Annotated in this window: 10 protein-coding genes and 1 pseudogene; 3 read left to right on the forward strand and 8 right to left on the reverse strand. The window is 62.5% G+C overall.

Annotated features, from left to right (window positions below):
- Window positions 1-370: 370 nt before the first annotated feature.
- The 7 genes from QN357_RS14775 to QN357_RS14805 form a co-directional block, all read right to left on the reverse strand.
- The gene (locus tag QN357_RS14775; protein ID WP_322136647.1) at window positions 371-1,036 is read right to left on the reverse strand and encodes a TetR/AcrR family transcriptional regulator; all 666 of its coding nucleotides are present in this window, start codon (window positions 1,034-1,036) and stop codon (window positions 371-373) included.
- 314 nt (window positions 1,037-1,350) lie between these two features.
- A complete protein-coding gene (gene arcC, locus QN357_RS14780) occupies window positions 1,351-2,277 on the reverse strand; it encodes a carbamate kinase (protein WP_323505112.1) in 927 nt (308 codons plus the stop codon).
- 21 nt (window positions 2,278-2,298) lie between these two features.
- A complete protein-coding gene (gene ptcA / locus QN357_RS14785; RefSeq protein WP_322140592.1) occupies window positions 2,299-3,309 on the reverse strand; it encodes a putrescine carbamoyltransferase in 1,011 nt (336 codons plus the stop codon).
- A gap of 159 nt (window positions 3,310-3,468) precedes the next feature.
- On the reverse strand, window positions 3,469-4,566 hold the full coding sequence (aguA, locus tag QN357_RS14790) for an agmatine deiminase (protein WP_322136651.1): 1,098 nt from the start codon (window positions 4,564-4,566) through the stop codon (window positions 3,469-3,471).
- A gap of 13 nt (window positions 4,567-4,579) precedes the next feature.
- Window positions 4,580-6,019, reverse strand: coding sequence for an APC family permease (locus tag QN357_RS14795; protein ID WP_322136652.1), 1,440 nt, complete (start codon window positions 6,017-6,019; stop codon window positions 4,580-4,582).
- A 250-nt stretch (window positions 6,020-6,269) separates the two neighbouring features.
- The gene (locus QN357_RS14800; protein ID WP_322136653.1) at window positions 6,270-6,524 is read right to left on the reverse strand and encodes a hypothetical protein; all 255 of its coding nucleotides are present in this window, start codon (window positions 6,522-6,524) and stop codon (window positions 6,270-6,272) included.
- Between the two features lie 772 nt (window positions 6,525-7,296).
- Window positions 7,297-7,872, reverse strand: a complete 576-nt coding sequence (locus QN357_RS14805; protein ID WP_322136654.1) for a TetR/AcrR family transcriptional regulator — start codon at window positions 7,870-7,872, stop codon at window positions 7,297-7,299.
- Window positions 7,873-8,207: 335 nt separating this feature from the next.
- Between QN357_RS14805 and QN357_RS14810 the strand changes: the two are divergent.
- A pseudogene (locus tag QN357_RS14810) lies at window positions 8,208-8,417 on the forward strand (SDR family NAD(P)-dependent oxidoreductase); the annotation flags it as partial.
- A 16-nt stretch (window positions 8,418-8,433) separates the two neighbouring features.
- Complete coding sequence (locus QN357_RS14815; RefSeq protein ID WP_322140591.1) at window positions 8,434-8,637, forward strand: SDR family oxidoreductase; 204 nt, start codon at window positions 8,434-8,436, stop codon at window positions 8,635-8,637.
- Between the two features lie 81 nt (window positions 8,638-8,718).
- Here QN357_RS14815 and QN357_RS14820 read toward each other — a convergent pair whose 3' ends face one another.
- The gene (locus QN357_RS14820; RefSeq protein WP_322136656.1) at window positions 8,719-9,726 is read right to left on the reverse strand and encodes a LacI family DNA-binding transcriptional regulator; all 1,008 of its coding nucleotides are present in this window, start codon (window positions 9,724-9,726) and stop codon (window positions 8,719-8,721) included.
- Between the two features lie 175 nt (window positions 9,727-9,901).
- Here QN357_RS14820 and QN357_RS14825 point away from each other — a divergent pair, with 175 nt between their 5' ends.
- Complete coding sequence (locus tag QN357_RS14825; RefSeq protein WP_322136657.1) at window positions 9,902-11,326, forward strand: ABC transporter substrate-binding protein; 1,425 nt, start codon at window positions 9,902-9,904, stop codon at window positions 11,324-11,326.
- The last annotated feature ends 69 nt before the right edge of the window (window positions 11,327-11,395 follow it).

Raw genomic sequence — 11,395 nt, forward strand, 5'->3', positions numbered from 1 at the left:
CTCGCAATGCTCAGCCTCGGCGGGCACAAACCCGTGCTTCCCGGCCGGGACTAACCCACGGAAGAGTCAGGAGAGCCGTATTCACCGTTAGTTATGAGGCAGCCAAGAGGATGGTGATGAAGCTGATCGGTTACGCCCGCGTATCGACGCGCCATCAATTCACCGACCGGTAAGTGGTGGACCTTCTGGCCGCTGGTTTCCGGCGTGATGACCCTCACGTCGACAGCGACGTTTCCGGCGATGGAGCCTCGCAGCCGAACTGCGATCGCGCCCTCGACGCCCTCGACGCAAGCGACAGTGTCGTCATCACGGACCTGCTAAGGCCCCGTCTCTATGCGCTGGCGTAGCCCACAGCCGCGACGTCGAGCTACTAGTGCGACGTGCCCTTCAGAGGGCGCCCACGGTCAATAAGGTACGCCGGCGCTAGTGTTCCTGTGGGCAGGCCGAGCTCGTGTTCGGCGATCGTGCGCACGAGGTCGCGCTGGTCGCGCGCGTCGCCGTGGTGCATCACGGCGTGGGCGTCGAGGCCGTCGATGATCGCGAGCAGCTGCCAGGCCAGGGCACCGGGGTCGGCGACGGCGAACTCACCGCGCGCGCAGCCACGGTTCAGCACGCTGACCAAGAACTCCTGCCAGGCGTCCATCTGCACCGCGACCTCGCGGGCTAGGGCCGCGTTTCGTCGCGCGACGCTCCACGCGTCCAACCAGAGACTCGTGACCGTGCTGCGCTCGGGTCCGAGGAGGTCTCGGATCAAGGCGCGCAGGGCCTCGACGGCGCTCGGCATTGCCGCCAGCTCCCGCTGGACCTCGGCGAGCTCGGCGGAAACGATCGAGCCGAATGTCGACGCAACAAGCCCCTCCATGCTGGGCTGATAGTGGCTGACCAGCGCGGACGTCACGCCGATGCGCAGCGCAATCGCCCGGAGCGTGATGGCGTCCAGGCCGTCGTAGCGGGCGATCTCCCGAGCCGTGCGCCCGATCTCGGCGGCGCGCTCGGCGCGGCTCTTTCGCTTGGCCCGACTCGGAAGAGTTGACATGACAGCCCAATGTCTAGTTTTACGTCGGGTTTATTGATCGCTTGGTCAATTGTATGGCTTTTGCGTGATCCTGATTTCGGATCCGGTTCTCCTCAGCTCAAACGGTGGTGGCCGCCGGGCTGGTCCACGATGAGAGAGATCGCCTGCTGGTGTCGCTGATCGCGGCCAGGACGCCGCCCCAACAGCGAGCACCATCTGATCCATGTCAACGCGAGCAGCCCCCTCGCTTGCGATCACGTAGCCGAACACGACTATCCGCGCCGGGCAAACGGTGGGCGGTTGCCGCCCCGGTTACGCGCACTGGCGAAATACTGCTACCTGTGGATCACCGTCCCGCTCTGACCCTTCATAGCGAGCGGGGCGTTCTTGAGCGAGCAGATCACCGCGGTCCGCCCGGGGCCGCTAGCCACGAAATTGATCGCGGCCTGGACCTTAGGAGCCATTGAGCCAGCGCCGAACTGTCCGTCGTCCAGGTAGCGCCGCGCTTCGGCAAGGTCGAGCTTTTCCAGGTCGCGCTGCTGGGGCGTGCCGAAGCCGATTGCGACCCGGTCCACGGCCGTGAGGATGAAGAAAACGTCCGCCCCGACTACTTCGGCGAGCTTCGCCGAGGCGAAGTCCTTGTCGATGACGGCCGGAACACCGTGCAGCTCGCCCGCCTTGTCCCGGGCCACGGGGATGCCACCCCCGCCGCACGCGACCACGATGAACTCGTGATCGAGCAGGTTGAGGATCGAATCACGCTCAACGATGTCTACCGGGCGCGGTGACGCGACGACGGTCCGCCACCCTCGCCCGGAATCCTCGGCCATGACAAGACCTGGCCGCCCGGCCATCAGTGCCCGTGCATCGGCCTCGTCATAGAAGCCGCCGATCGGTTTGGTCGGATGCGCGAATGCGGGGTCGTCGGCGGCCACCTCCACCTGTGTCACGACGGAGGCGACGTGCCAGGGCATGCCGACCCGCCGGAGCTCCTTCGCGATCCCCTGTTGCAGGTGATACCCGATGTACCCCTGGCTCATCGCGGTGCACTCGGCCAGGTCCATAGGGGTCACCCGGTCGGTGTGTTGCGATGCGATCTCGAATGCGAGGCTGATAGCCCCGACCTGCGGGCCGTTGCCGTGAGACACGATGATTTCGTGCCCCTGGGCGATTAGACCGACGAGCGAGGGAGTGGCCTCGTCGATGCAGGCGCGCTGCTCCGTTGCGGTGCTGCCCAGGGCGTTTCCGCCCAGGGCGATCACGATGCGTGACATGTCGGACCTCTACAGAATTTCGGCGAGCAGGGTCCCGAGCTCTGCCTTCGCAGCGTCGACCTTGATCGAGTTCGCAACCTCGGGACGTAGGAAGTACACGAGCAGCGCGCGCTGTGCCGTAAGTCGGTTGCCCGCCTCGTCGAAGGCCAGCGAGACTTCCGAGTCGAGGACCCCATCGGTGACCTCTTCACCGCGGGTGGCGGGCAGGCAGTGCATGAATTTCGCGTCCGGCTCGGCCAAGGCCATGAGCTCGGGGTTCACCTGGTACTTCGGCATGAAGGCGGCCAGGCGCGCCTCCTCGCCCAGCTCGGCCTCGTAGTCGCCGTACCAGACGTCGGTATAGACGAAGTCTGCGCCAGCCAAAGCCTTCGAAGCATCGTCGGTCACGACGATACTGCCACCCGACACGACGGCGTTCTGGCGACCGATCGCCTGCATCTCTTCGCGGAGCTGGAAGGCCTTCGGACCGAACTGAACGAACTGCATGCCCATCTTCGTGGTGATCATCATCAGGGAGGCGCAGACCTGGGTGGCGTCGCCGACGAAGACGACCTTGCAATCCTCGAGGCGCTTGCCCTTCGGCAAGTGCTCGACCATCGTAATGAGATCGCCGATCTCCTGCGTTGGGTGGTTGTAGTCGGACATGCCGTTGAGCACGGGGATCGTCGAGTACTTCGCGAGTTCCACGACCGTCGCGTGCCGCGCGACCCGCGCCATAACGACGTCCACCAATCGGGACAGCACGCGGGCGGTGTCCTCGATCGACTCGTGCCCACCGAGCTGGATCTGGCCAGGCGCTAGGTACTGGGCGTGTCCGCCAAGCTGTGACATCGCGGTCTGGAACGAGACCCGGGTCCGGGTAGAGGACTGCTCGAAGATCATCCCGAGAGTGCGGCCGTGCAACAGCGGGGGGAAGTAGCCCACCGCGACACACCGCTTGAGGGCGAGGCCGAGATGGACGATATCGAGCACCTCGTCTTTGGTGAGGTCCTGGGTATCGATGAAGTTACGTGCGGTCATAATGGTCTCCTTTGAAAGGGTCGACGCGGGGCTTGTTGGGCGCGTTTGAGGGCATGGCGAGGCACGGGCGGTCGCCAGCGAATGGGCGAGTCGTACCAAAGATGCGGAAAAAGGGGGGAAAGTGGCGGTGCCCCGGTAGGGTCGGCCGCCGTCGGCCGACTAGTCGCCGGAGGGCTGTTGCTGGGTGATGCAATGAACGTTGCCGCCGCCGAGCAGGATCTCCCGGCCTGGTACCGTGACGACCCGGCGCGGCGCGAACAGCTCGGTGTAGGCCGCGACCGCCGCGTCATCATGGGGATCATCAAAGATCGGCAGCACGACGACGTCGTTGCCAATATATGAGTTCACGTAGGAGCCGGCCAGCCGATCACCGGCTCCGCGCGGCAGAGTGCCGGCGATCGAGTCGACTCCGCCGGACTCCTCGGCGGTGATGAAGATCGGACCGGGCTGGTGGAGTTTGACGACCTCGAGCGTGCGACCGCGGGCGTCCACGGCGTTTTCGAGGACCTCCAGCGCGGCCGCCGAACGGGCGTACTGCGGGTCTGTCCGGTCGTCTGTCCACGTCAGCATGACCTTGCCTGGCGCGACGAACCGGCAGAAGTTGTCCACGTGTCCGTTCGTCTCGTCGAGGTAGACCCCAAAAGGCAACCAGATGATGACGTCGACACCGAGATAACTATGCAGCAGCCTCTCGAGGTCTTCCTGGGTCAGGTCGGGGTTGCGCCCGGGCGACAGCAGGCACTCCTCCGTCACCAGGAGCGTTCCCTCGCCGTCGACATCGATCGATCCTCCTTCGAGCACGAACGAGGCCTTGTACCGGACCACACCCTCGATCTCCAGCACCTTGCCCGCGACGGCGTCGTCGGCCGCCCAAGGAAAGTAGAGCCCATCCACGAGGCCGCCCCAAGCGTTGAAGTCCCAGTCAACGCCGCGCACGTCTCCAACATCATTCACGACGAAGGTCGGCCCGCAATCCCGGATCCAGGAGTCATCGTTGGACATTTCGACGATCCGGATATGCTCACCGAGCTCGCTGCGGGCGTTGTCGTACTGCCGGGCGGAGACAGCGACAGTCACGGCCTCCGTACCGGAGATCGCCGTCGCTACCCGGGCGAACGCGGCCTGCGCCGGCTTGCCGCCGAGGCGCCAATTGTCCGGGCGCTCGGGCCAGATCAACCAGCAACCGCTGTGGTGAGCCCACTCCGCCGGCATCCGGTAGCCGTCTGAGCCGGGGGTGGAATCGAGAGTAAGAGTCATAAGAAGCAGCCTTTCAAGATTGAATGAGGTCAGAGTTGGGCGCCTGGGAAGGAGCTGGAAGTGTCGGGTCCTCGCCGCGCTCGATGGCCCGCTGGCGTGTCCACTCGGGCGACTTGGCGCAGAAGTACTCCTGGAAGGCGACCGTCACGACGAGGCCGATCAGGATCGACCCGGTCACCGTGAGCGAATAATCGTAGGGGTTCCAGACGAAGAACACCGCGGCTGCCCCAAGCAGGACCACCGGGATCCACGTCATCAGCCACGTCATAATTGGACCGCCCGGGACTCGGTAGGGCCGCGGCCGGCCCGCGTCGATACGCCGGAGCTTGGCGAACGCCAGCATCATCACGATGTAGGGCAGCAGGAAGATGACTGAAGAGAAGGCGAACAGGTTCCAGAAGAGAGCGTCGATCGCGCCGTCGGTCACGGAGAACAACGCCGCGTACCCGACAGTGAAAACCGTCCCGACGATGGAGCAGAGCATCGCTGCGCCGACCGGAGTGCCACGGGTTGGGTGTGTCCGGGCGAACGCCTTGGGCAGGTCGCCCTGCTGGGCAGCCTCGGCGGCGGCGAGGTTCGCGCCGATAGTCCATGGCACCAGACTGGCAAAGAAGCAGAATAGTGCACCAATGCCGAGGATCGTCACGACCGCGTTGGCAATGGGTGAGTCGCCGAATCCGTGACGGAGGGCGTCGATTAGGCCGGTGGTTTTAGATATTTCATCGGCTGGGAGGATGAGCTGCATGCCAACGGTCGCGAGGAGGTAAAACCCTCCGATGAGGACGCCGGCGATGAAGATCGTCTTAGGTACGTCGCGCTGCGGGTTGGCCATCTGTGTCGAGGCGGACGACATCAGCTCGAAGCCGAGGAAGTTGTAGATCACAATCGGTAGCGCTGCGATAAACGCGGGCAGTGCATCCGTAGGAATAAGCGTGTCCAGTGTCCAGGAGGTTGCCGAGCCGTTCGCCGAAGCGTAGATCCCGCCGGCAATGACGAGCGCTACTATGACGACGATCGTGATGCCGGCTCCGAGGTTTGATACCCAGGTGCCGATCTTCAGGCTATGGGCGTTGACCCAGTAGTTGATCCAGATCAGAGTGACGGTAATTGCTACCTGGATCCAAAAGTTCAGGTGCCCACCGAAGAACATCGACGAGATCGCACCCGAGAACATCAAGTAAACGCTCGGTACCCACAAGCCCACGTTGAGCCAGTACCACCAGGAAACCCGGCTCCCCCAACGGTTGCCGAACGCTCGCACGACCCAGGCGTAGATGCCGCCGGCATCCGGGTAAGCCGAGCCGAGCTCACTCGTGACCAGGCCGTAGGGGACAAAGAACAAGATAATGATCGCGACGGTCCAGAAAATCGCCGTCGGCCCGACGGCGGCCGTTACGGTCAGCTGCGAGAGCAACAGCATCGCGGCCACGGAGAACAGGACCATGTCGAACATTCGGAAGGTCGGACGTCCCTTCGCTGGGTCGGCGGCGCCTGTCGGAGGACTATCTGACTGCATTGTCATTGCTGTTGATCCTTTACTTGACATACCGCTGAACGAAATTGTTCGAAGGCCGAACGCTGCCAAAGACGGGATTTGTCCAACGTGTACAAACGTACAACCTTTGTTCTTTAACGTAACACATCTGTGCGCTGGTGCACCTAGCGATCCTTGGGGTCAGATCTTTGGCGTTTGTCTTGAGTTTTCAGGCGGCGTTCCCCAGTCGCTCCCGGGCGATGTAAGAGTTCACGCGGGTGTCGATGACACGAAGAGCGGTGCGTAGTTCGAGCGGGGCCGGTGGCTGTCTGGACGCGTTGATGACTTCGGGCCGAGCGGCTAATCCGGGCAGCTCCCATGGCCGTTGCCTGGCGGGGTGGGAGGTGGCGAGTCCGAGTTCGAGGAGCCGTTTGAGGCTGATTTCAGCGGCCCGGTTCACCCACCAGGCGTTGTTTTTCGTCACGCCCGGTAGGGGGCACGGCGCGCGGCGAGTCATCCAAGCAAGCGCACCTTTGACCATGGGTCGATGTTGCCGATACGCGGCTTGAAAGGTGGGACGCTGCGCCCGTGTTGACGCCGACCCAAACCAGTCCGGATCTGGGTCGAGACCGGCAACTACAACATGCGCGAGCATGCAGCACTCGTGACCGTCTATTCACGCGACCGAGCGCGTCAGCGGTGCCAAACCACGCAACTGCTGGCGGACTCTCGCACAATCCCCGGCGCTGAACCACCCGATTGTGTGGCGCTCAGGGCTTTAAGATACTCAGCGGATCGTTCGTGAGCTTGAACTTGTCTCAGTGGGCTTCAGCTCAAGTGCCTTCCAGATCCGCCCGATCGACAATCTCGACAATCCACTACGGTCGGCATTCTCCGACGTTGACTCCAATTGCCACAACGGCTGCCTCGACCTGCTCGGCCGCGATCGTTGCCGGGCGTCTCGGGCGCGGCTCATCGACCAACGCATCCAGTCGAGAGTCCAGGAAGCGGGCACGCCACTTACTGACTGCGTTCGGCGAACAGCGCCCGCCCTGCACCCTGTTGCTTATTCAGGCCCTCACGCGACCGAGCACGATCCGTGACCGCAACGCCAAACCCTGCGAGGACTTCGCCGCCTCACCCAGCGCAATAACCGCTGCCGCGCTTCGCCCCTAGGAATCAGCTCGGTCTTCGGACGTCCAGTTCGAAACGCGTTCCGTTCTGCAACACAACCAGAAAATTTCAGGTGCAGGACTCTAGAGCCGTAGGCACAACCGCTCAACAACAATCTGAAGCCGCTCGGCGAGGTCGGCAACGCTCAGCTGTCCGTTGGACACGGCCTCAAGCATCAAGCCGTCAATTAAGCACGCGACGATCTGCACGACGGTCGCACGAGGCACTGTCGGTTCGCTGGCGGGCAGGACGCGGTCGACCAAAGCGCCAATCATGGTCGACCAGCCGCGCGCTTCGTTTCGCACTGTGATGTTCCGGGTCGCTTCCATGAACATCTCGAACAGCGCAAGGTCGTAGAGCGGGTCTGCGACCGTCTTATCGAAGAACATCTCAGTTAACACCTCGACTGAGCGCTCGACGGTCAGCTCCCCATGCAGCGCCTCGACGATCGCGGCGAGCCGGGCCGCCTCGGTCCTCCGGGCGTGGGCCATCGTCTGCAGTAACAAGTCGTTGCGGTCGGTGAAGTAGTAGGTCGTCGAGCCAAGCGGCACACGAGCGACCCTCGCGACCGCACGATGAGTCACAGCGGCTGCGCCACCGGTACCAAAGACCTGTACAGAAGCGTCGAGGATCTGCTCCCGCTTGCGCTCTCCGGTCAACGACCTTGCCTGCCGCCCGCTCGTCGTCGTAGACGCGTGCGTCTCGCCCATAGTTGCTCGCTCTCGTTATCGACGCCTTTTGGTACCCCGGCTCATGCCAGCCACCGGAACCATGCGCCCCTTGCCCACCGGGAAATGCCGGGAAGTGATGTCAGGTTACCGCCGCAGCCGGCCGGGACCCTAGTCTGATACTCCAGCATCCCTCCCCGCCTGCCGTGAAAGCCCTTCCGCGGCACCCTGCGAGCGTGGGCCCTCGGCGTGTGTTCCAACCCAGGAGAACGAGACTCCGCGGACTCGACCCCTCCCCCAGATATAAGCATGGCCACCTCAGCGGAATGTGGGGCATTCAGGCAGCCACGAAGGCGTTCAAAGAGCTCGGCCACGGGGGAAAAATCATTAGTGCCGCCTCCCAGGCCGGCCACGTCGGGAACCCCGGCATTGCGTTGTACTCGGCCACGAAGTTCGCCATTCGTGGCTTGTCTCAGACAGCGGCCAGGGACCTTGCCCAGTTCGGCATCACGGTCAACACCTACGCCCCCGGCATCGTCAAGACCCCCCCTCATGGAGGAACTGGCGAAAAAAGTAGCAACCGACGCGGGCAAGCCCGAAGAGTGGGGCTGGGACCAGTTCACCAACGGCATCACTCTCGCCCGCCTCTCCGAAGCCTCCGAGGTCGCCGGCCTCGTCTCCTTCCTGTCCGGTCCCGACTCCAACTACATCACCGGACAGTCGATCCTCGTCGACGGCGGAATGGTCTTCAACTAAGGACCAGCCGAGCCATTGGCCAGGCGTTGGTCAGGCAGCACATGTTCCCCCGTCATCGTGATGAGGATATGAGGTGCCCGGTTAGGCGCTACTTTCTCGAACTTTGAGGGAGTGGGGTGCTACGACTTCTTCAGCCGTTCTCTCGGGATCGTCGATACGAGCGGCCAGAGTGGCAACGGCGTGGTGGGCTATGAACTCGGTGTCCAGGGACACTGTTGAGAGGGTTGGGCGTGAATATTGACCTTCTTCGATGTCGTCGATACCGATGATCGCTATGTCTTTCGGGACGATAAGCCCCGCGTCGAAGACGGCTCGCATCGCTCCCATGGCGAGGATGTCGGAGTAGCAGAAGATTGCGTCGGGCCGATCTGGCAGTTTGAGCAACTGTTGCGTGGCCGCATAGCCGTCGGCCCGGCGGTAGTGCACGGCCGGCTTTATGAGGTCCGCATCTGAAGCGATGCCAGCAGAATCGAGCGCAGCGAGGTATCCCGCTGTGCGAAGGTGCGGGGTCGCGTAGCTCTCGAAGGGTTGCTCTCCGATTGCGGCTATGCGTGATCGTCCTATAGCGAGCAGGTGCATGGTGGCTTCTTGCGCTGCCTTGAAGTTATCGATGGCCACGTGATCGAACCGGCCGTCGAACTCGTGCTCGCCAAGCAGCACGAACGGCAGGGTCACGCGATCCTCCACGGCATCGAGCTGTGCTTTTGTCGCGAGTGGGCTGAAGAGGATGCCGTCGAAGAGCATGTTGCGGTCACCGCCAACGAGCAAGTCGCGTTCGCGTTCATGGTCGTGCCCTGTCTGATCGATCATCACCCGGTACCCGAACGAAGTCGCCGCCCGGATGACATCCCGGGCGAGCTCGCTGAAGTATGGAACGTCGATTTCGGGCACGACGAGCGCAAGCACGCCCGTGCGACCGGTGCGCAGGGTACGTGCTACGAGGTTGGGTCGATAGTCAAGGTCGGCGATCGCAGTCATGACGCGCTCACGCATCTTTTTGCTGACGTGTTCGTAACCGCTGACCACGTTTGACACAGTGCGCATGGAGACCTTCGCGTGATCAGCTACGTCTTTAAGCGTTGCGGGCATCGGACCTCCACTAGCTGAACAACTGTTGTGCCAGCTTATCTTTGCAACGTACGCAATTCCGCGCTATCCTTTTGCATACGTTGGCAAACGTCAGCAGCGTCGCACCGTATTTCACTCTCGGAGACCGTTGGGTGTTCGACTGCGGGAGCGAGGCACCGATCACAAAGGAGTGTTCATGCACAGCACACCCACGCAGCCCAGAAGGCCCGGCGCGAGCGCTTCGGCTCTGCGGCAGCACCGCGCCTTCTCTCGTTTCGGAGCGCTTGGCGTCGCTGTCGCCGTAGCCGTTGGCGTTAGCGCCTGCGGCCCGGCGATTGGAAATGACTCTTCGAGCGTGACCGGCACATCGAATCCGAACGTTCTTACGGCACCGACTGATAAGGACGCCACAGGGGAGATCACCATTTGGGACCGCTCTGGCGATCTCTTCAACGTCTTCGATGCGACGATCGCCAAATTCAACGAGAAGTACCCGAACGTCAAGGTCAATCACCAGGCCGTTGACATCGACGCAAAGCTGCAAAATACCCTCATCTCCTCAACTGACGTACCTGACGGCGTCTTCCTCGACGACGCGAAGGTCCCGGGCTTTGCCAATGACCTGTGGGATCTCAGCGACGTTCTCAAGCCATACGTTCAGGACATCGCGAAACAAAAGGTCGACGTCAACTCGCTCAATGGCGGAATCTACGGCATCCCGTTCGATCTGGACCCCGGTCTTCTCTTCTACAACGCGAGCGTGCTCGAAAAGGATGGAATCGATCCGGCAGGCATCAAGACCTACGACGACCTGCTCACCGCTGCCAAGAAAGTTAAAGCCGCCGATCCGTCGTCGGGTCCAATACACCTCGAACAGAGCGCCTTCCTGGGGCAATTGTGGCTTGAGATGTTCGCGAGCCAGCAAGGCACGAGCATGACCGACGCATCGGGAAAGTTGCGCCTTGATTCGCCCGAGTATAAGCAAATCCTCACGTGGCTCGATACCGTTCAGAAAGAGAAGCTCGGCACGCGTGCGGAGTACCTCGGGCCCACGGACGTGCAGACGCTCGATTCCGGCCAGCAGGTGTTCTACCCATGGTCGATTTGGTTCGACTTTGCCCCGCAGCAACTACTCCCAAAGACTTCGGGCAATTGGCGGGCCATGCCGCTACCGTCCTGGACGGCAGATGGAGCCCACTCGGGCGCGATGGGTGGCTCGTCGTTCGTCATCCCCAAGGCCGCGAAGAACCCGAAAGCTGCGGCCTTGTTCTACAACTTCCTGATGTACGACAAGAACGGATACACGGCTGTCTACGGGCCGAACTCCGTCTACCCGAAGGGTCTGAATACGTCGGTACCCAGCTACAAGGCGGCCGCTGATCCGAACACACCGCTGTTCGGCACCATCGACGCCATGGGCGGACAAGACCTCTGGAAGACCGCTATCGAGGCGGGCAACCAGATCCCAGGTGGCACCCCCACCCCCACCTGGTGGGCGAGCGCCGTCAACTATCTCGGTAACAACTTGCAGAAGATGCTCGACGGGCAGATGACACCCGACGAGGTGATCCAGCAATCGACCGATCAGATCCAAACGAACCTGGTCGACCGCAACAAGTAACACCTCTTCACCCACGCGAGAAAGCAGCTCCATGACCGTCACGACCGCCTTGAAGGCGTCAAGTACGGC

Origin of the sequence: Cryobacterium sp. RTC2.1 (assembly GCF_035018685.1) — a bacterium.
GTDB lineage: Bacteria > Actinomycetota > Actinomycetes > Actinomycetales > Microbacteriaceae > Cryobacterium > Cryobacterium glucosi.